This is a genomic window from Agrobacterium sp. 719_389, assembly GCF_900188475.1.
Lineage (GTDB): Bacteria > Pseudomonadota > Alphaproteobacteria > Rhizobiales > Rhizobiaceae > Agrobacterium > Agrobacterium radiobacter.
In genome coordinates this window covers 1-19969 of sequence record NZ_FYEM01000009.1, presented here as the reverse complement: position 1 = coordinate 19969, position 19969 = coordinate 1, and the positions used below count along the sequence as shown (strand labels likewise).

Here is a 19969-nt window from a genome sequence, read left to right as displayed (position 1 = left end):
ATGAGTCTTTGTCTCGGACGCCTTCCTATGGCATAGCGGGTGCCATTATGAATTTCAATGGATTGACAATCGTGGACAAGCAGCTTGTGGAAGCAGCGCGGCGGGAAGTGCGGGAAATATTCCCGGAAACGCCGCTGCAGTTGAATGAACATCTCAGCCGTCGGTATGGCGCGTCGATTTGGCTGAAGCGTGAGGATCTGTCCCCGGTTCGTTCCTACAAGATTAGAGGCGCATTCAACTTTCTGCGCAAGGCGGTGGCCAAGGCCGGCAAGGGCAAGGTTTTCGTCTGTGCTTCCGCCGGCAACCATGCCCAGGGCTTTGCTTTCGCCTGCCGCCATTTCGGCGTTCACGGCGTTGTTTTCATGCCGGTGACGACACCGCAGCAGAAGATCGAGAAGACCCGCATCTTCGGCGGCGAATTCATCAGCATCCGTCTGGTGGGTGACATATTCGACCAGTGTTACGCCGCTGCCCGCCAGCATGTGCAGGATAGTGACGGATACATGGTGCCGCCCTTCGATCATGAGGACATCATCGAGGGGCAGGCGACGGTTGCCGCCGAGATCATGGACCAGCTTCCGGAAGGCACTAAGCCTGACATCGTTGTCATGCCGGTCGGCGGCGGCGGTCTTTCGGCCGGCCTCACCGGCTTTCTGGCCGGCACCGTCCGCAAGGAGAACTTCGTATTCTGCGAGCCCGAGGGTGCGCCGAGCCTGAAGAAGAGCCTGGAACGCGGCGAGCCGGTGACGCTGAACAAGATCGACAATTTTGTCGATGGCGCAGCCGTCGCCCGCATCGGTGACCTGAACTTCAAGGCGCTGAAGGATTTCCCGGCCGAGCAGGTCATGCTCATTCCGGAAAACGCCATCTGCGTGACGATCATCGAGATGCTGAACCTCGAAGGCGTGGTGCTGGAGCCTGCGGGTGCGCTCTCCATCGCCGCGCTGGAGAAGCTCGGTCGTGAGAGGCTGGAAGGCAAGACGGTCATCGCCGTGGTCTCCGGCGGCAATTTCGATTTCGAACGTCTGCCGGATGTGAAGGAACGCGCCATGCGTTACACCGGCGTGAAGAAATATTTCATCCTGCGCCTGCCGCAGCGCCCCGGCGCGCTGCGCGATTTCCTCAATCTGCTCGGCCCGGACGACGATATCGCCCGTTTCGAATATCTGAAGAAATCGGCCCGCAATTTCGGTTCGATCCTGATCGGTATTGAAACCAACGCGCAGGAAAACTTCGGAGGCCTGCTGGAGCGCTTCGAGGCCGCCGGTCTCGGTTATGAGGACATCACCGAAAACGACATCCTGTCGAACCTGATCATCTAATCGGGGCGTTAAGGACAGGGAAGGGCGGCGGATCGCCTCCGCCCTTCAAACGTGACATAGATTGAGGGAGTGAAAGCCATGGCATCGTTTTTTTCCAAAATCCTCTCGGCCTTCGGCTCCGGCCAGCCGTCCTCCGACGCGCCGCAGAAGGTGTCGCAGGCCGAGCCGCATGCGCATGGCGACTATCTGATCTATGCGACGCCGATCAAGGAAGGCGGTCAGTTCCGCCTGGCCGGCCGCATCGAGAAAAAGGCCGGCGACGAAGTGCTGGTGCATGAATTCGTGCGCGCCGACGTCTTCACCAGCATGGACGATGCGGTGGAGTTCACGATCCGCAAGGCGAAGCTCATCATCGACCAGAACGGCGCATCGCTTTTCCCAGGAAAATGATGACGTTTTCTTGCCTCTCACATTAAGATTCCGTTGTTTGCTTCGGCCTATCGTCTCTGAAGGGCATGGAGTCGCGCCAATCAACCCGCGCGACGTGGATCGATAAGGCATGTGCCGATGCAGTGGGCAAATCTGGCCCTCTTTTTGACGGAGGCCATCGTCTATTTTTCGGTAATGACGGCCTTCCTTCATTACCGGCATATTCTCGGCATCGGTGTTTTTCTCACCGCGCTGGGGGTCATGCATTTTCTGGAAACCTATCTGGCGGCCGTCTTTTACGTGCAGCTGCCTTTCGGCGTGGCGTCGCCCGGTTCCTCGATCCTTTTTGCCGGCAAGCTGATGATGATCCTCATGCTCTATATGCGCGAGGATGCTGCGGTGGTGCGCCAGCCGATCTATGGCCTTTTTCTCGGCAACATATTGACCGTCATCATGGCCCAGATCATCCGCTTTCATCAGACGGTGGCGATCGTGCCCGGACAGTCTGTCAGTACCGGCTTTCTGGACGAGATGGGTGTGCTGATGGTCTGGGGCACCAGCCTGCTTTACATCGACGCCATCGCCATCATCCTGTTTTATGAAAAACTGGGGCGGTATCTGCAGCGCCATATCGTCCTGCGTTTCGGCATCTGCGGTGTCGTCATCCTCAGTCTCGATCAGGCGGGTTTTTACGGTGCGCTGCGGCTTCTGTTCAACGCGCCGGTCGATGTGTTTTATGATGGCTGGAAGGCGAAGATGGCGGCCGTCGCGGTCTATTCGCTTCTCTTCGCCCTCTATCTGTGGCTGACATCGGCCAAGGGCCGTTTCCTGATACGCCGCAACATTGCGGATGTCTTCAACGATCTGACCTTCCGCGAACGTTACGAAGAGCTGTTATCCCGCTCCGGACGCGACATGCTGACGGGTGTTTCGGACCGCGCCCGCATGGAGCTCGACGCGCCCTCTATCGTGCTTGACTGCGCCGAGAAGAGACGGGCGATCAGCGTCCTCATCGTCGATATCGACCATTTCAAGACCGTCAACGATACGTTCGGCCATCTGCGGGGCGATGAAATTCTCCGGGAATTCGCAGCCGTCATGAAGCGGTCGGTTCAACCACATGGCCATCTCTACCGTTTTGGCGGCGAGGAATTTGTGGCCCTGCTTCCGGCGATGACGCACGAGGCCGCACTTGCCTTTTCCGAAGGTCTTCGTGCCGCCGTGCTGACGGGTCTGCGCCGGCCCGACGGAACGCCCCTGACTGTCAGCATCGGTGTCGCGACCGGTCTGGAGGATGGGCGGGTATTCCTCGAACTTCTTTCCGAAGCCGACTCGCGGCTCTATGCGGCAAAAAATAACGGCCGGGATCAGGTCCACGGCCGTTACGGAATGTGGGTCGGCTGATACCTTTTCGGTATCAGCCTCCATTCAATTGTCTCAGGCGGCCTGGGCCAGCTCTTCAACCTTGGCTTCGGCGGCGGCCACAGCCTTTTCGACGGCTTCCGGACCAAATGCCAAGCCTTCGACATAGATGACTTCCACATCCGTCATACCCATGAAGCCGAGAACGGTCTTGAGGTAGGGAACGGCATGGTTCATCGATACGGCCGGGCCTTCGGAATAAACGCCGGCGGCGGCCAGCACGATGTAGACCTTCTTGCCGGTGGCAAGGCCAACCGGGCCGGTTTCGGTGTATTTGAAGGTCTGGCCGGCGCGGGCGACGTTGTCGATCCACGACTTCAGGCCGGAATAGATGTTGAAGTTGATGAGGCCGGTGCCGATGACGACCGTGTCGGCTGCCAGAAGCTCTGTAACCAGCTTGTCGGAATAATCGGCGGCAACCGCTTCTTCGGCGGTGCGCTGGTCGGCCGGCTTGCGGATCGCTGCGGTCTTGACGGTGTCGAGGTGCGGGATCGGGTCAGCGGCGAGATCGCGGTGGACAAGGGTGTTGGAAGCCGACTTGGCCTTCAGCTTGTTTGCGAGCTCACCCGAAAACTTGTTGGAAACCGATTCGTCGCCACGCGGGCTGGAGGTGATGAGCAGAATGTTGGACATGGTCTTTCCTTGCATAAGCGATGAATTGACGGGCGCCTTGGGAGGGCGGGAGAGCACGATGCCCTTCCTTTGCGCTCTATATGAAAAATTACTGCCATCAAGAAAACTGTGATAATATGGAAGCAATCTATCGATGAAATGGATGGGACATGGACGCGAACCCGACACTCGATCAATTGCAGGTGTTTTTGACGGTGGCCGAGACCGGCAGCTTTTCCGCCGCGTCACGGGCGCTCAATCGTGCCCAGTCGGTGGTCAGCTACACCATCGCCAATCTCGAGGCGCAGCTTGAAGTGACGCTTTTTGAGCGCAGCGGCGTGCGCCAGCCGAGGCTGACGGATGAGGGCCGCGCCATGCTTGAGGATGCAAGGCGCATCGTCGCCGGCCTGCAGGAGATGCGCGCCCGCGCCAAGGGGCTGAAGCAGGGGCTTGAGGCGGAACTCTCGGTCGCCATCAGCACCATGGTGCCGGCGGAGGCCATGGTGGCCGTGCTGAGGGATTTTCGCCAGCAGTTCTCAACCGTCACCCTCAGCCTCAATGTCGGCGAATTGGGCATGGTCATGGATATGGTGCTCTCCCGTAAGGCAGGCATCGGCATTGGCGGGGCGATGCTGCGCCAGGATGATGAGCTCGTTGTCGAAAAGGTCGGCCATTCCTTCATGTTGCCGGTCGTCGCGTCGGATCACCCGCTGGCGCAGATCGAGCGGCCGCTGGTTCTCGCCGACGTGCGCGAGGAGGTTCAGCTTGTCGTCACCGATGCATCGGGCCTCACCAAGGGCCGCGATTTCAATGTTCTCTCTTACAAGACATGGCGGGTCAGCGACATCGCCACGAAATACCAGCTCATTAAGGGTGGCCTCGGCTGGGGCGGTCTGCCCGCATCGATCGTGCGCAATGATCTGACCAATGGCAGCCTGAAAGCGCTTGAACTTGAGGCCTATGAGCAGGGCGAATATCCGCTCTTTGCGCTTCGGCGGGTGGATTCACCGGCAGGCCCCGCAGGCCAGTGGCTTGCCGAAGCATTTCAGCAGCGCCTCTCTGCCTGTCCGAACCATAAGGATTTCAACGGGATGCTTGCGGCCAGCAAGCAGAGGACCATTGCTGTCGCCGCTGAGTGACAGTCTCGCCCTCCCGGCCGGTTTCAGCCGGGAGGGCGAAGTTTTTAGAGAACCAGGCGGAACTTCGCGAAACCTTCAGCCCCGTCACCGGCATCCTCGATCTTCGCGCCCTTGATCTCAGCCGCATAGTGACGGCCCTTCGGGCCGGTTTCGAAGATCGCCGTGGTATTGGCGACAGGCGCGAAGGACCAGTTGGCATCCGCAGACGGGTTGATGGTGCCCTGGTCGATGATATAGCGCACGATCACGTCGCGGTTGGTATCGGGCGCCACGAAGATCACCTTGTCGCCGGCGATATCGGGGAATTTGCCGCCGCCGCTTGCCCGGTAATTATTGGTGGCCACCACGAATTTCTGCTCGGGATCGATCGGCTTGCCTTCAAATTGCAGGTTGACGATGCGGTTGCTATCAGGGTTGACCGCCTTGCCGTCCTTGTCGAATTTCGCGGGTTTGGAAATGTCGATCTGATAGGTCACGCCGTCGATGACATCGAAATTATAGGACGGGAAATCCGCGTTCAGCAGCGGCGCGTCCTTTGCACCGGCCTCAACCGTGTTGAACATGCCGGCCGACATTTCCAGCCAGTTCTTCACCTGCGCGCCGTTGATCAGCACCGCCTGCACCGTGTTGGGGTAGAGATAGAGATCAGCGACGTTCTTGATGGCGATGTCACCGGCGGGGACATCGGTGTAATAATCCGCACCGCCGCGACCGCCCGACTTGAAGGGTGCTGCTGCCGAAAGCACGGGCAGATCCTTGTATTGCCCTTCCTTCAGCATGTCCTTGATATACCAGGTCTGGGCATTGGAAACGATCTGCACGGATGGATCGTCCGCTACCAGTGCGAAATAGGAATAGAGCGGCGCGGAGGTTTTACCGACCGGACGGCGCACATAGGCAAGTGCCGCCTCATGATCGGCCTTGGCGGCGGCGAGGACTTCCGCTTTATCCGTGAAATCGGCGACGACCTTGCGGTTTTCGTCGCGGTGATAGATCGGCCGGGCCTCGGAGGTGAAGTCGACGATCTTCCAGCTCTTGCCGTCCTTTTCAAGCAGCAGGTCGATGAGGCCCATATGCGAGCCCCAGAAACCGGCCATGACAGCCGGCTTGCCCATCAGCGTGCCCTTGACCGCATCCGCACCCTCAATGCCGTCCCAGGTCTTCGGACCGGGGAAAACGAGATGCTGGTGGCCGGTGAAGATGGCGTCGATGCCTTCGACGGCAGCGAGATAAAGCGAGGCGTTTTCCATGCGCTCGGTCTGGCCCTTGCCGTCGATGCCGGAATGGGAAAGGGCGATGATGATATCGGCGCCTTCTTCCTTCATGACAGGCACCCAGGCTTTCGCAGCCTCGACGATGTCACGCGTCTGCGCCTTGCCCTCGAGGTTCTTGGAATCCCACATCATGATCTGCGGCGGCACGAAGCCGATGATGCCGACCTTGACCGGGCTCGTCACGCCGCCGCCATCGCGGATCTGCTTTTCCAGAATGACATAGGGCTTGAAGAACAGCTCGTCGTTTTTCGGATCGGAAGCGAGCTGGCCCTTGGTGAGGTTGGCGCAGACATAAGGGAAACCCGCGCCGGCCAGCGTGTTCGACATATAGTCGAGGCCGTAATTGAACTCGTGGTTGCCGAGGGTGCCGCAATCATAACCCAGCACATTCATGGCGTTGATCACGGGGTGCTTGTCGCCGGCCTTCATGCCGCGCTCATAGGCAATATAGTCGCCGAGCGGATTGCCCTGCAGGAAGTCGCCATTATCCACCAGCATCGAGTTACCAGCTTCGGCACGGATGGTGTCGATGATCGAGGCGGTGCGGGCCAGCCCCATCGTGTCGTTCGGCTTGTCGGCGTAATAATCATAGGGAAAGACATGAACATGGATGTCAGTCGTTTCCATGATGCGCAGATGCGCCTGGTTGGTCGCTGCGCGCGCAGCAAAAGGGTGCAGCATTACCAGCGCCGAGGAGGCTGCGATGCCGCCCAGAAGCGAACGCCGGGTGATGGGGTGGAGAGCGAGAAGCGACGACATGGGAACTCCTTCGAATGAAGCTTGCTCTGTCATGAAAAAACGACAGGGTAGAAGCAATCGCAGAGGAGTCCATCACCAAAATGACAGGCCCGTGACGGATGGGCCTGTTTTCAACCGTTTGATAAATTTTTTGTCACGGCAGCGCGGCGCGGGTGTCGCCGTACCGGAGAATGCGCATCGTCCGTCCTGCGCAATCGTCTTTGTTGGACCAGCGGATTAGCGGGCGAGGGTCGGTTTCACTTCTTCGTGGAAGAAGCGGAAATAGGAGGAGAGCTGCGCCAGCGTGTTGGTGGAAAGCTTGAGCTGCAGGCCGAGGCGGTTCATGTGCTGCCACTGCACGACGCCTTCGATGAAGCCCAGATCTTCACTCTGCACCTTGACCCGGCTGCCCTTGGCGGCGGCGAAAGGGCCGTCCAGTTCGAGCGCCATCCCCGTCGCCGAAAGATCGACCACGCGTCCCCGGGTCGACTGGCTGAAATAATGCACAGTCGCAAAAATTCTGGTTTTGCTGCGGGGCGCGGTCCGGGTCGCCATATTGAGGTTGTTTGTCATGTTGCTGCTCAAATCAATTGTTTCCGATACCATGCATCATGACGCGGAAAGCTTGAGAGCCGTTTAGTTCTTCTCTTAAAATTGCAGGTAATTGCCGATTATGCTGTGTCGATACGGCACTGATAGCAATTATTACGGGCGGATCGCACATGGACATAAGCGACATCAGCGCGCTCCAGAAGGTGGCGTGCGCGCGACACGATCTCACCCGTCGCCGTCACCGCGCCGGTGCCGTAGACGATGCGGTCATCGGCTCCATAGCCGCGCACGATGTAGTCCGGGCTGTCCAGCATTGGCGGGACATCCTGCGTCTTGGGATAGCGCTCACAGGCGTCGGCATGCAGAAAAACCGGTCCCGTTTCCGCATAGGGCTGCAGCGAGGGGAAAGGCCTGTAAGCGAGGACCAGCATCCCGTCGCCTTCGCCGATCTGGCGAAGGCAGTGGCGGCAGGGCATGCCGCCCGGAGAGACGGCCTTCTCCGGCGGATTGCCATAGGCGTCGGCGTCTCCCGCGCGGAAGGCCTCGGCTTCCTTAGCCGGCATTGCGGTGAAAACGAGATCGGTCATGACGGGGCCTCCTGGGTTGGGATCGGCGTTGCTTCTTTGCAGCTATGGTCCCGAAACGGATCACTATCCACCCGATTCTTGACAGGCGATGCAACCAGCCCATTGCGTGACTCGTTAGCTTCGGGAATCAGTGACGCTCCTCGTTCCCGGAAGGTCTGATTTTATGTTCCGTCGTTTTCTGGCCGCCGTTCCGCTGGCTTTCGTATCGTTGACGGCTCCGATGCAGGCCGACGCGCAGGTCGCCTCCGGTCTTGACGGTCTGTCCGACGATCAGCTGCAGCAGGCGGTCAATTTCGTCATCGGCAACGCGATCTTCTCGCTTTATCACGAGGGCGCACGCATGCTGATCTCGGATTTCGGGACAGCGGACACGGCAAGTGTTCAGGCGCCTGCCGATCAACTGGCCGGCACGCTCATCCTTCAGGCCAATGAGGAATGGCTCGACACCGCGCTCGTCAACGCCACCGACAGCTGGTATCTGGCGCGTGAGGCGGAGACCCTGCCGGAGCACGAGGCTCCCGTCTTTTCCGCGCTGGTGCCCGACAGGAGCCGGGACCGCAACATGGCCTGCCTGATGGTCGGCCGTGACAAGGATGGTTATGGCGATCTGGCCGCCATGATGGGGCTCAACAATGCCGAGTTCGACAAATGCGCTGCCGCTTATCCCGGCGTTGCTTCGGCCTGGGAGAATTTTCTAAGCCCGCACCGCAGCCAGACGCCATCCAGATTTGCCGTCAGCTATGTGCCGCCGCGCGATCCGGAACTGGAGCCCTATGCCATCATGGTCAAGGAATCGAAGGTTCTCGATCTCATCAGCCGCAGCTTTGGCGGTTATGGCTTGAAGGGAGACGTCAAGCTGACGGCCAAGTCCTGCGGCCGTCCGGATGTCTACTGGTCAGCCGAAAAGCGCGAAATCACCTATTGTTACGAGCTTGGTAAATTCCAGGCGGAGCTGATTGCCGATCATCTGCTGAACACGGTCACGGAAGACAAGGGGGCCGCCGGCGGCCATATTCCGACGGCGGTCAATCTCGAACGGGAAATCTGAGGCGGATTGCCGGACGCTGGTGATCTGGCCTCCTGAACGGGGAGGAGAGTGCCATGCCAAAGGTTGTCGTTCGCAATTTCGCCATTTCGCTTGACGGATATGGCGCAGGAACGGACCAGAGCCTGCAGAACCCGCTGGGCAGCAAGGGCGAAGAACTGCATCACTGGGCCGTCAAGACGCGCACCTTTCATCGGATGTTCGGTAAAGACGGCGGCTCGACCGGCACGGACGAGGATTTTACCGAAAAGAGCTTCGAGAATATCGGCGCCTGGATATTAGGGCGTAACATGTTCGGCCCGGTGCGCGGCGCCTGGCCGGATGAAAGCTGGAAGGGCTGGTGGGGCGAAGAGCCGCCTTATCACGTTCCGGTCTTCGTCCTGACGCATCATGCGCGCCCGTCCTTCACGATGAAGGGCGGCACCGTATTTCATTTCGTAACCGACGGCATCGAGGCGGCGCTCGACAGGGCGCTCACGGCGGCGAACGGCAAGGATGTCCGCATCGGCGGCGGCGTTTCCACCATCCGTCAGTATATGGCGGCTGGCATGATCGATGAACTGCATCTGGCGCTTGCGCCGGTTTTTCTCGGCAGGGGCGAACACTTGTTTGAAGGGATGGATTTGCCGGCGCTCGGTTATCACTGCACCGGAACCGTGGCGGGTGAGGGCGCCACACATCTGATTATTGACAGGGCGTGAGTGCTGCGCCGTTTGGGGCTTCGCACCAGTATTACGCAGCGGTTTTCTGCGCACACTCGTCCCCACCCTCATTCCTGTGACGAGCACGGGAATGAGGAGAATGGGGCGGACGCGCCGCTATGGTCGGTAATGGCATATACGGCCCCTACTGCCGGCCACCCTCAATTACGCATCGAGATTTCCAGAAGTTCCGTATCGGCGAGCGGCTCCACCCAGGCCTCATAGGTGCCAACGGGCGAAAAGCCCATCATCTGGTAAAGCTGCAACGCGCGTGGGTGGTCGAGCGTATTGGTGGTCACCGTCACCCGCTGCGGATTGTCCTGCCAGGCGGCATAAAGCGCCTGCAGGAGAAACCACTTGCCGACGCCGGCACCGATCGCCTCTTCGAGCAGGCCGAAATAGGACAGCTCTGTCACCTCGTCGCTCGCCTTGTTCAGTTCGAAGAAACCGGCGGGCGCACCATTCATGTAAAGAACCGTGACGCTGTTTTTCGGATCACGCAGGACGGCGGAAAGCTCCGCATCGCTCATGCGCATGCGCTTTTGCCAGTGCCAGCGCTTCCCTACCCGCCAGTAGAGATAGCGGTAGAAATGCAGGGGAATATTGTTGACGCGCATCAGCGCCGTCTGAATATTGACGGGGATCGGCAGGCTGACCTTCGGTGGTGCGGTCATTTCCAGCTGTGTCACATGCGCCTTCAAAGGCCCATGCGACACCACGGGAACAGGCTCGGCGGGGCCGGTAACAATAGGCGTATCTTCCAGTCCGCCCCATTCCGACCACGAGCCATCATAGAGCGAATTGTCCTGATGGCCGAGTGACTCCAGCGCCAGCGTGATGACGGCGGCGGTAACGCCCGAGCCGCAGCTGGTGACGACGGGCTTGCCGAGATCGATGCCGGCGTCGGTCACCATCTTGCGGATGGCGGTGAGATCCTTGAAATGGCCGTTCTCGGAGAAGGCGGTGGCGGGCAGGCTGCGTGCGCCGGGCATGTGGCCGGCGCGCATGCCGGCGCGCGGTTCGGCCTCATCGCCGGTGAAACGTCCCGCGCCGCGAGCATCGGCGATCTGTTTTTCACCGCTGTCGACGATTCCACGCATCGTTGACAGCGACGTCACGCGCTTTTCATTAAAATCGGGCGTGAAGGTTGCGGGTTCGATTTCCGGCGCGCCGGTTTCGAGCGGCCGGCCCTCGCGCTTCCAGCCATCAAGACCGCCATCCAGCACATAGGCCTTGCGCACGCCCATCACCCGCAGCATCCACCACACGCGCGGTGCGGAGAAGAAGCCGGGGCCGTCATAAACGACGATCGTATCCGTGTCGCTGAGGCCTAGCGCGCCGGCCTGTTCGGCAAAGAATTCCGGCGAGGGCAGGGAGTGCGGCAATCCGGTCGTATGATCGGCGATCTTGTCCTGATCGAAGAACACGGCGCCGGGCAGGTGACCGGCCGCAAATTCTTCCGCGCCGTTTCGTTTATGCGCCGGCAGATACCACGAGGCATCAACGAGACGAAACCCGGCCGTGCCGAGCTGTTTTTCTACCCAGTCCGCCGAAACGACGAAACGGCTCTTATCCGTGCTCACGATGTCTCTCCTGATTTCAGGCAGCAGCTTCAGGCGCGCCGAAACGAATGCGGAACCGCCTGTTCTCCTTGCCCTTCTTTTCTATCTTGGCAATGTGAATATCGCCCACTTCCTGCGTTTCGGAAACATGGGTGCCGCCGCAGGGCTGGCTGTCGATGGCAGAATTTTCGCCGATGCAGACGAGGCTGACCCGGCCGAGGCCCATTGGCGGGCGAACATTCTTGGATTTGACGATGCCCGGATTGGCCTGAAGCTCCTCATCGGTGATCCATTGCAGGAAGACGGGATGGTTGGCTTTCACGAGTTCCATCAGCTTTGCCGTCACTTCGTCCTTGTCGATGGTCTCAGACATATCGAAATCGACACGCGATTCGTCTTCGCCGACGGCAGCGCCCGTGATCGGCCACTGGCAGACAACGGACAGAAGGTGGCAGGCGGTGTGCATGCGCATCAGCTTGTAACGGCGCGGCCAGTCCACATGCAGGGTCAGCTTTTCACCGATCTCGGGCGAAGGCTGGCCTTCGAGCGGCACATGGACGATCACGCTCTTGTCGGCGCCGTTTTTGGTAATGCCGAGTTCGATGCGCGAACCATCGGCCCGCTCGAGAAAGCCGCTATCGCCCGGCTGGCCGCCGGAAGTGGCGTAAAAGCAGGTCTGATCCAGCTCTATGCCGCCATCCTCATGCACCGCCGTGACGATCGCTTCTGCGGTGGAAAGATAAAAATCGTCACGGAACAGGGCATTCACAGGCATTTCGGCATGTCCTCAAACGGTTTCGTACGGAACCGCAATCTCGCTTTTCGTCGCCAGCCACTGTGGAACCGGAAGTCCCTTGGAACGCAGGAAATCCGGATTGAAGAGCTTCGACTGATAACGGTTACCGTAGTCGCAAAGTATCGTTACGATGGTATGCCCCGGACCAAGCTCGCGGGCAAGGCGGATTGCGCCGGCGATGTTGATGCCGGAGGAGCCGCCGAGGCAAAGCCCTTCTTTCGTCACCAGATCGAACAGAACCGGCAGCGCCTCCGCATCGGAAACGCGATAGGAAAAGTCAGGCGTAAAACCTTCCAGATTGGCGGTGATGCGGCCCTGTCCAATACCTTCGGTGATGGAGGACCCTTCCGACTTCAGGACGCCGTGCTTGTAAAACTCGTAAAGGGCAGCCCCTTCGGGATCGGCAAGGCCGATCTTGATGTCGGGATTGAAATCGCGCAGGCCGTCGGCCACGCCCGCAAGCGTTCCGCCGGAACCGACCGAGCATATGAAGCCGTCCACCTTGCCATCCGTCTGGTCCCAGATCTCAGGGGCGGTGGTTTCGATATGGGCCTGACGGTTGGCGATATTGTCGAACTGGTTGGCCCAGATCGCGCCGTTCTCATCCGTCGCGGCAAGCTGTTTCGCAAGCCGGCCGGAGACCTTCACGTAATTGTTCGGGTTGGAATAGGGGGCCGCCGGAACCTCGACCAGCTTTGCGCCGAGAAGTTTCAGCGCATCCTTCTTTTCCTGGCTCTGCGTCTCGGGAATGACGATGACTGTCTTGTAGCCGAGTGCATTGGCGACCAGCGACAGGCCGATGCCGGTATTGCCCGCCGTGCCTTCCACGATGGTGCCGCCCGGCCGCAATTGCCCGCGCCGTTCGGCGTCGCGAATGATGTAGAGTGCGGCGCGATCCTTCACCGACTGGCCGGGATTAAGGAACTCCGCCTTGCCGAGGATTTCACACCCCGTCGCTTCAGAGGCGGCCTTCAGACGGATGAGCGGCGTATTGCCGATAGCACTGAGCGCAGAGGAGTGAATGGTCATGATTGAGCCTTCTTGTCTGAGCGGAAATTAGGTGCCGTTATGTCCCGTTACAACCGCTTCAAGGCAAGAAATTATCTTCCCGGCTTTGGCTTAGCCACGCAAAATTTTGCCGATACCCAATTTTATGCGTTCTTCTTGACCTCGGCATAGGCGGCAAGCGCTCTTTCCCGCGCCTTTCCATGGTCAACGATCGGCAGCGGATAGGTCTTGCCAAGCTCGATGCCCGCTTTCTTCAAGGCCTCTTTGGGCGCTTCGAACGGCTTGTGGATATATTTCCGGTCGAGCTTTTTAAGCTCCGGCACGAAATGACGCACATAGTCGCCATCGGCGTCGAATTTCTCGCCCTGCAGGATGGGGTTGAAAATGCGGAAAAACGGCGAGGCGTCCGCGCCTGAACCCGCCACCCATTGCCAGTTGGCGGCATTTGAGGCCGGGTCGGCATCGACAAGCGTGTCGCGGAACCATTTCTCACCCTTGCGCCAATCGATCAGCAGATGCTTGATCAAGAAGGACGCTACGATCATGCGCACCCGGTTATGCATGGTGCCATGTCGCCACAATTGCCGCATGCCGGCATCCACGATCGGATAACCCGTCATGCCGCGCGTCCAGGCCTTGAAGGATGTCTCGTCGTTCCGCCAGCCGAAAGCGTCGAAACTGTCGTTCCAGTTCTTCTCGTCCAACTCAGGAAAATGGAACAGCAGATGATAGCAGAATTCCCGCCAGACGATTTCCTTGCGGAAACGGCTGATATCGTTTGAGGCGATGTGGTGGGAAAGCCCCTTCGTCGCGTGCCAGACGGTGGCGGGTGATATTTCGCCCAAGGCCAGATGCGGCGAGAGCATGGATGTTGCGTCCTTTGCCGGAAAATCGCGACCTTCCTCGTAACCCTTCAAAGCGCCGTCGATGAAATCGTCGAGTTTTTCCCGGGCCGCATTTTCGCCGGGGGTCCATATCTCGCTGAAATCCTTCGCCCAATCCGGTCTGACCGGCAGAAGCTTCCAATCGGCCAGTTTTTCGGATTCCGGCCATGCCTTCGGCGCTCTCAGGCTCTTCGGTGAATCCGCCGGCGCGTGCGGTTCCTCGCCACCCTCCAGCGCCCTCCAGAAGGGGGTATAGACCCGGTAGGGGCCGCCCGATTTCGTCTGCAGCCGCGATGGCTCATGCAGCAGGTGCCCGGAAAAACTGCGAACCGTCAGGCCGTCGTCCCGGAGCCTCTGCTTCAGCGCCTTGTCCGTGGCCATGCCCGCCGGATCATACCGACGGTTCCAGAAAACCGCATCAGCGCCGGTTTCCGATATCAGATGTCGAAGCGTCTTTTCGGCCTCGCCGCTTAAAAGCAGAAGGTTGCTACCGGCTTTTTCCAGCACCGCGGAAAGGCAGGAGAGGGAGTGGTGAAGCCACCATTCCTGCGCGCCGCCGAGCGGGCCGCAGGATTTTTCCCTGACATAGACGGGGATGACGGGGCCACCATGCTCAACGGCGGCAAGCAGGGCAAGATTGTCCGAAAGGCGCAGGTCCTTGCGGAACCAGACGATGGCGGGGGAGGCTGTTGTCGGCATGAAAGGTTCCGGTTCACTTCCGCTTGAACGAGTGTTGAAACGCTTTGTTCCGCAAATCGGCTAGAATGGAAAGATGGAGGTGCATGGTTTCTCGAGGGTTATTTTTTTGCCCTTGAAACCGCTGATGAAGGGAACCAACTGGAGGGGCCGGCGTTTTTCGCGGGTTAATAGAGCATGGAAGTGCAATCAATGTTGCTGAACGACGTTAAGTGGGAAAAGCCCGTTACCATCTCCCTTGAAAACGGTGCGCCCCGAATTTTCAATGGCGTTTACGAGGCCTTCGATTTTCTTCAGCACGAATGGCCCGAACGTGGCGACAAGGCACATGAACAGGCCCTGCGTCTGTGCCGCGCCTCGCTGATGGGCGATGTGGCGGGAGAAATCGCCCGCACGGCCTTCGTTGCCGCCAGCCGGCAGGCGCAATGCCTTGTTGAGGAGCAGGGCAAAATCGCATCCTGAGCGGATTTTTCACGACTGACGCGTAAAAGGCCACCCGCCAGAAACGGGTGGCCTTGTTTGTTGAGAGGCAGGAAACGGGTTGTTTCGAATGCGGGATATGGCATCGTGCATGCGAAAAGGCGAATGAGTGACGGCAATGAGCAACCACTACGGCTATATTGTTTTTCCGACGGCCCTTGGCCATTGCGGTCTTGCGTGGGCGGGGGGCGGTATCGCGCGTCTGCAATTGCCCAGCCCTGACGCCGGTGAGACCGAAAAACTTCTCCAGAAGCGCCTGCCATCCGCCTCCATTGCCGTTCCGGAAACACGCACGCGTGAGGTGATTGCAATGATCACCCGTTATTTCGGGGGCGAGCAGATCGATTTTACGACCGTCGAACTCGATCTCGCCGGACAGGAGCGATTTTTCCTCGATGTTTACGCCGTTGCGCGGCAGATCGGCTGGGGCCATACCACGACCTATGGCGGCATCGTAAAGACGCTAGGTCTCGGCATGGAAAAGGCCCGCGATGTCGGTCAGGCCATGGCGAAAAATCCGGTGCCGCTGATCATTCCCTGCCACCGGGTTCTCGCTGCCGGCGGCAGGCTTGGCGGCTTCTCCGCACCGGGCGGAACCACCACCAAATTGCGCATGCTGGATCTCGAAAATGCCGGCCGCAGCCGCGCCGATGAGGCGCAGGGCAGCCTGTTTTGAAGCAATGACAGATCAGCGCATATGAATAGGCGTCTGATTTCTGCCCATTTCTCGTCAAATTGTCGCTAAATTGTCACAATACACGGGCGCCCTCTAACATAAGGGCGAGACGTTTGAGAGTATCCGCGTTAATTCTATCCGTTGCCTTGTCTTTTACAGTCGTTGCATCGGCCTCGGCCGGCATGCTGAACCAGGCAGAGAAATACACCGGGCTGCATGAGTCCAAGAACAACAAGAGCCTCAAGAATATTCTTGGCGCAAATCCCCGCAGCACCCCATGGTGTGGCCTTTTCCTGCATGCGGTCGCCAGCAAGGCCGGCCGGCAGTCTCCCAAATCCTATGGGTTTGCGAAGTCCTGGACATCCTTCGGTTATGCCGTTCCGGTGGGTCAGGCCAAGCCGGGCGATGTCGTTGTCATTCGCAACGGCCGCGGTTATCACGCCGGCATTTTGAAAAGCATGAGCGGCAAGACGGCCCAGATCCTCGGCGGCAATCAGTCCGGCCGGGTGCAGGTGTCGAACTTCAATCGCAAGGCCATCGTGTCGGTTCGGCGATAAAATCTCCAGACATTCCTTTGATTAAGGCGGGCTTTGACCCGCCTTTTCCATTTTCGGCCTATGGCTGCTCTCTGGTGCCCGGCGCCGCCTCGCGCTGGTCGTCGTCCTCAAGGTCCGTGGCGACGATGAAGGCATCCTCATGCTGCCTTGCCGCCTGCCGGCGCGCACGAAGGCTCATGCTCTCGTCCGGGTAAATCTCGCCATCCTTTGCTTTGAGCTCGCTGTCGGTTTCGAAACGCGCGACATCCTCGTCGCGAATATCAAGTGGTTCGGTTTTCGGCTTTTGCGGGGTGTTCATGAAATGGTCTCCTGCGGGTTTCTGCAGGGCAAACGATCCCCGATCGATAACGGTTCCCTTTCACGCGGAAATGCTCACCCGCGACGAAACCGCGCGGAACAAACTCTGGCTTTTTTTGTTTTTTCAGTGGCACAATCAAAACCGGTGCAACACGACGAGGGAGGTCCGTTATGAGCCATGACCGCGAAGCCGCAATCCGTGAAAAAGCGCGCGCAATATGGGAAAGGGAAGGAAGACCCGACGGGCATCATGAAAGACACTGGATCGAAGCGGAACGGGAACTTTCCGCAAATGCGGAAGCGGCAAAGTCCAAAAGCGGAAATGGCCTGAAGAAGCCGGCTGCCACGAAGGCGTCAGCGGAGAAGGCGGCCACGAAGAAGACGCCAGCGAAAAAGGCAGCCTCGGCAAAGGCCAAATCCCCAGCGGTAAAATCGCTTGAGAAGGAGCAGAAATCTGCGGTCAAGAACAAGGACGACGATTTGACCGAGAGCCTTGAGGAGAGTTTTCCGGCAAGTGATCCGCCGGCACTGACCAACGCCACAAGGGCGACGAAACGGGTGGTCAAGAAGACCTGACCGTTTGACGGCTGAATAACCGGGAATTCAGGAAAATCCCCGATCCAAATCGGGCGAATTGCAGCGGCACTTCGCTCTTCAAAACATGTTTTTGAGAGAGATGGCTCCCCGGGCCGGAGAGGTTTGAGAAAATCAAACTGCTCGGGCAGCCAATTTTATTATTTAAAATCAAGCGCGTGTAGATAGTTCGCGTCGTCGTCCTCATTTCACGGTGTACCCGTCAGGTATCGCGCTGGTGTACCTATGTCAATGAGTAGAATATCATCTCTCACTGCTTGTACCATCGCGCGTCGCATCCGTGACTGCCAGATTTGTGAGAGAACCATGACGTTGGCCGCTGACCATATCGCACTCTATACGCAGCTAATGCATGAAATAAAACGCAGGCACTTCAGTGTGGTAAGTTCAGTGGCTGAGCCTCACCGGCTGTTCTTTAAAGCTACCATCGTTGATCATTGCTACCTGCAATTTCGCAAAATCCTTGAGCTTATTGCTTTCAGTGTCTTGAGTGCGAACCAAGCAGTTCTCAGTGAAATTCATGGCAGTATTTCACGTGATTATCACGCAGAAAAAATACTGAGGGCCGTGGAAAAAAGGTTTGGAAAAGTCTATCCAAGGCCAATTGTGCAATTACTCAACCCGTCACCCGGCGTGAAAGCAAAATTTGAAAACATTGAAACAGGATATTTAACTCGATCAGATTTTAGTGTTCTTTATGCTCAATGCGGCGACGTGCTCCATGGTCGAAATCCATTTAGGAAGCCCATGGATTTTGACGGTGCTTATGAAAAAATTGATCAGTGGTCTAAAAAAATTACTGTTCTACTGAACAGTCACATTGCGACGATAGTGGATGATCCGAATCTGTATCTCATTCAGATGAATGGGGACATTGACCGCGCCCCCACTTGCACCGTTTTCGGGCGCAAATAGTTCTTGAATGAAAAAAAACCGACACGCCAGCAGCCTGAACTGGTGACATGTCGGTTAAGTATTGTGCAGCGTTTGGCGTCACGATAATGTTCGGGAGTTCGGATTGCCGAACACCGCCCCTTCGCTAGAGGCTCAAGAATGAAGGTCACGGTGAGTGAGGCCGTGGCCTTCTCTTGATTAGCGACTGTCCTTCTCAGGAAGCCCCCTTACAACCGTGTTGGCGAACCAAAGCATGGGCAGCGTGTTCTGAAACGGGAGCGTGCCGAACATTGCCCTAGCGTCCTTTTGGGAAAACGGGTCTCCGTGGGCCATGCCCGCAACACCGCGAACTGAGTTCATGGCATTGTCAATCATGCCCAGCGCGGGGAACGAAGTAAGACCCTGAGACGGCTGGCCTGTAACGCGGGTATCAAACAGCGGGTCAAACCCGGCCAGATAAGCCGAGTTATCGATGATCGCCGGGAAGACGGAGTAGAACCCCGCCCGCTGGAATGCCGCCGTGGCGACCTTCTGGGGTGACAGGCGATAGTCCAAGAACTTGTCACGGTCGCTCCTGCCGATTGCCTGAAGGTGTGTCTGCCCCACGTAAGCGAGGCTACCAAAGGTCATCGTCGCAAGGATCATGGACATGCTCTCCCAGTCCCGCATGTGGACGTTATGGAGGGTGTTCTTCGTCCATGCGCCAAGCATGAAGCCACGGAACTGGAAGAACAGTTTGCCGAGTGTGTGGCCCAGCATCGTGTTCGTCTGCCCCAAGTCATTCTCTTGGATTATCTTGCGGGTCCACCTGAAGATGGCGTGTTCGAATGCGCCGCGTACTTCGGGGTTCCACTTCTCCAGATTAAGGCGCTTCAGCTTTGAGCCTTCACGCTCGCCTGCGGTCTCACCCATGTTCTTCCGGACTTCGGCAAAGATGCGGTCCTGCATTTCGTCACTGAGACCAAGAACCCGCATCCGCTTCCGGTTTACCCGTGCGCCTTCTTCGCTCATGTCGATGAACTTCTGGAGGACGCCCTTTGCTGCCCACCGCTGGAGATAGGCGTTGATGGGTGCCATACCGCTTGCAAAGGTCATAGCCCTAGCGCCACGGCTCATCGCCCCTTCAGCGCGTAGCATCAATGACGATTTACCGGCGTTCGTGATCGGCGCGCCAAAGTCATCCGTCACGATATGGCTCATACCACGTAGCGTGTCGGTGCCAGCCGTGCTGATCCACTCCAGAGCTTCGGCGTCAACGTCAGCCAGCTTCCCGGTCTTGGCGTCACGCATGAAAGTGCGCAGCGAGGGAATGGAGCGGATGGCGGTCTTCAGTCCCAGAGAGCCGGTAATCATTCCGATTTCTGCCACCTGAGCGAAACCCACCTGACCCATTACACGGAGGAAGTTGTAGTCACGGATCATGCGAACAGCCGAAGCCATGTTGGACTGGTCGAACTTCGACGGCGTGCCGGTGATATGAATAGCCCCTAGATTTGTAGACACCTTCTTTCCTAATTTTGAGGCAAGAAGAGCATCATGAGCAAATCGAATTTCAGCGAAGAGTTTAAGCGTGACGCGGTGCGGCAGATCACGGAGCGGGGCTATCCGGTTGCTGAGGTTTCGCAGCGTCTCGGCGTCAGCCAGCATTCGCTGTATGAATGGAAGAAGAAGTTTGCTGGGTCGGACTCCAAGGGTAACGACGAGGCCGAGGAGATCAGGCGGCTGAAGAAGGAACTGGCTCGCGTCACTGAGGAACGCGATATC

General features: G+C 58.4%; 22 protein-coding genes. 12 read left to right on the top strand and 10 right to left on the bottom strand.

Going from position 1 to position 19969, the window contains the following annotated elements; genetic code table 11:
- Positions 1–47: 47 nt before the first annotated feature.
- The 3 genes from ilvA (at position 48) to CFB10_RS16835 (ending at position 3095) form a co-directional block, all read left to right on the top strand.
- Complete coding sequence (ilvA, locus tag CFB10_RS16845; RefSeq protein WP_020009414.1) at positions 48–1322, top strand: threonine ammonia-lyase; 1275 nt, start codon at positions 48–50, stop codon at positions 1320–1322.
- 78 nt (positions 1323–1400) lie between these two features.
- A complete protein-coding gene (locus CFB10_RS16840; RefSeq protein ID WP_020009413.1) occupies positions 1401–1712 on the top strand; it encodes an HlyU family transcriptional regulator in 312 nt (103 codons plus the stop codon).
- Between the two features lie 117 nt (positions 1713–1829).
- The gene (locus CFB10_RS16835) at positions 1830–3095 is read left to right on the top strand and encodes a diguanylate cyclase (protein ID WP_003502263.1); all 1266 of its coding nucleotides are present in this window, start codon (positions 1830–1832) and stop codon (positions 3093–3095) included.
- A 33-nt stretch (positions 3096–3128) separates the two neighbouring features.
- Here CFB10_RS16835 and CFB10_RS16830 read toward each other — a convergent pair whose 3' ends face one another.
- Positions 3129–3746: an FMN-dependent NADH-azoreductase gene (locus CFB10_RS16830; protein WP_026363437.1), complete on the bottom strand. Its 618-nt coding sequence runs from the start codon at positions 3744–3746 to the stop codon at positions 3129–3131.
- 149 nt (positions 3747–3895) lie between these two features.
- On the opposite strand from CFB10_RS16830, the gene CFB10_RS16825 reads away from it, so the two are divergent.
- Positions 3896–4864 carry a LysR family transcriptional regulator gene (locus tag CFB10_RS16825; RefSeq protein ID WP_020009411.1) on the top strand — a complete coding sequence of 323 codons (969 nt, stop codon included), beginning with the start codon at positions 3896–3898 and terminating at the stop codon, positions 4862–4864.
- Positions 4865–4908: 44 nt separating this feature from the next.
- On the opposite strand, the gene CFB10_RS16820 is transcribed toward CFB10_RS16825, so the two are convergent.
- From CFB10_RS16820 to CFB10_RS16810, 3 genes are all read right to left on the bottom strand, one after another.
- A complete protein-coding gene (locus tag CFB10_RS16820; protein WP_020009410.1) occupies positions 4909–6897 on the bottom strand; it encodes a bifunctional 2',3'-cyclic-nucleotide 2'-phosphodiesterase/3'-nucleotidase in 1989 nt (662 codons plus the stop codon).
- A gap of 216 nt (positions 6898–7113) precedes the next feature.
- The gene (locus tag CFB10_RS16815) at positions 7114–7449 is read right to left on the bottom strand and encodes a PilZ domain-containing protein (RefSeq protein WP_003502271.1); all 336 of its coding nucleotides are present in this window, start codon (positions 7447–7449) and stop codon (positions 7114–7116) included.
- 98 nt (positions 7450–7547) lie between these two features.
- Positions 7548–8015 carry a DUF1203 domain-containing protein gene (locus tag CFB10_RS16810; RefSeq protein WP_020009408.1) on the bottom strand — a complete coding sequence of 156 codons (468 nt, stop codon included), beginning with the start codon at positions 8013–8015 and terminating at the stop codon, positions 7548–7550.
- Positions 8016–8178: 163 nt separating this feature from the next.
- Here CFB10_RS16810 and CFB10_RS16805 point away from each other — a divergent pair, with 163 nt between their 5' ends.
- Together CFB10_RS16805 and CFB10_RS16800 are read left to right on the top strand one after the other, a co-directional pair.
- Positions 8179–9063, top strand: coding sequence for a DUF4344 domain-containing metallopeptidase (locus CFB10_RS16805; RefSeq protein WP_020009407.1), 885 nt, complete (start codon positions 8179–8181; stop codon positions 9061–9063).
- Between the two features lie 53 nt (positions 9064–9116).
- Positions 9117–9761 carry a dihydrofolate reductase family protein gene (locus tag CFB10_RS16800; protein ID WP_020009406.1) on the top strand — a complete coding sequence of 215 codons (645 nt, stop codon included), beginning with the start codon at positions 9117–9119 and terminating at the stop codon, positions 9759–9761.
- 161 nt (positions 9762–9922) lie between these two features.
- On the opposite strand, the gene sseA is transcribed toward CFB10_RS16800, so the two are convergent.
- The 4 genes from sseA to CFB10_RS16780 all read right to left on the bottom strand — a co-directional run bounded on the left by sseA (position 9923) and on the right by CFB10_RS16780 (position 14710).
- Complete coding sequence (gene sseA, locus CFB10_RS16795) at positions 9923–11344, bottom strand: 3-mercaptopyruvate sulfurtransferase (protein WP_020009405.1); 1422 nt, start codon at positions 11342–11344, stop codon at positions 9923–9925.
- 16 nt (positions 11345–11360) lie between these two features.
- Positions 11361–12098 carry an alanyl-tRNA editing protein gene (locus tag CFB10_RS16790; RefSeq protein ID WP_020009404.1) on the bottom strand — a complete coding sequence of 246 codons (738 nt, stop codon included), beginning with the start codon at positions 12096–12098 and terminating at the stop codon, positions 11361–11363.
- Positions 12099–12110: 12 nt separating this feature from the next.
- Entirely contained in the window at positions 12111–13148 is a 1038-nt protein-coding gene (locus tag CFB10_RS16785) for a cysteine synthase A (RefSeq protein WP_020009403.1), read from the bottom strand.
- A gap of 122 nt (positions 13149–13270) precedes the next feature.
- The gene (locus CFB10_RS16780) at positions 13271–14710 is read right to left on the bottom strand and encodes a deoxyribodipyrimidine photo-lyase (RefSeq protein WP_020009402.1); all 1440 of its coding nucleotides are present in this window, start codon (positions 14708–14710) and stop codon (positions 13271–13273) included.
- A gap of 189 nt (positions 14711–14899) precedes the next feature.
- Here CFB10_RS16780 and CFB10_RS16775 point away from each other — a divergent pair, with 189 nt between their 5' ends.
- From CFB10_RS16775 to CFB10_RS16765, 3 genes are all read left to right on the top strand, one after another.
- Positions 14900–15169, top strand: coding sequence for a DUF982 domain-containing protein (locus tag CFB10_RS16775; RefSeq protein WP_003502285.1), 270 nt, complete (start codon positions 14900–14902; stop codon positions 15167–15169).
- 136 nt (positions 15170–15305) lie between these two features.
- Positions 15306–15863, top strand: coding sequence for a methylated-DNA--[protein]-cysteine S-methyltransferase (locus CFB10_RS16770; protein WP_020009401.1), 558 nt, complete (start codon positions 15306–15308; stop codon positions 15861–15863).
- Positions 15864–15976: 113 nt separating this feature from the next.
- On the top strand, positions 15977–16420 hold the full coding sequence (locus CFB10_RS16765; RefSeq protein ID WP_020810805.1) for a TIGR02594 family protein: 444 nt from the start codon (positions 15977–15979) through the stop codon (positions 16418–16420).
- Between the two features lie 58 nt (positions 16421–16478).
- Here the strand turns inward: CFB10_RS16765 and CFB10_RS16760 are convergent, their stop codons facing one another.
- Positions 16479–16718, bottom strand: a complete 240-nt coding sequence (locus CFB10_RS16760) for a hypothetical protein (RefSeq protein ID WP_003502291.1) — start codon at positions 16716–16718, stop codon at positions 16479–16481.
- A 170-nt stretch (positions 16719–16888) separates the two neighbouring features.
- Here CFB10_RS16760 and CFB10_RS16755 point away from each other — a divergent pair, with 170 nt between their 5' ends.
- Together CFB10_RS16755 and CFB10_RS16750 are read left to right on the top strand one after the other, a co-directional pair.
- Entirely contained in the window at positions 16889–17293 is a 405-nt protein-coding gene (locus tag CFB10_RS16755) for a DUF2934 domain-containing protein (RefSeq protein WP_020009399.1), read from the top strand.
- Positions 17294–17617: 324 nt separating this feature from the next.
- Positions 17618–18226 carry a hypothetical protein gene (locus CFB10_RS16750; protein ID WP_026363436.1) on the top strand — a complete coding sequence of 203 codons (609 nt, stop codon included), beginning with the start codon at positions 17618–17620 and terminating at the stop codon, positions 18224–18226.
- Positions 18227–18403: 177 nt separating this feature from the next.
- Here CFB10_RS16750 and CFB10_RS16745 read toward each other — a convergent pair whose 3' ends face one another.
- Complete coding sequence (locus CFB10_RS16745) at positions 18404–19708, bottom strand: hypothetical protein (protein WP_026363435.1); 1305 nt, start codon at positions 19706–19708, stop codon at positions 18404–18406.
- A gap of 33 nt (positions 19709–19741) precedes the next feature.
- Here CFB10_RS16745 and CFB10_RS16740 point away from each other — a divergent pair.
- The coding region (locus tag CFB10_RS16740; RefSeq protein WP_020008882.1) for a transposase at positions 19742–19969 on the top strand (228 nt) is incomplete at its 3' end.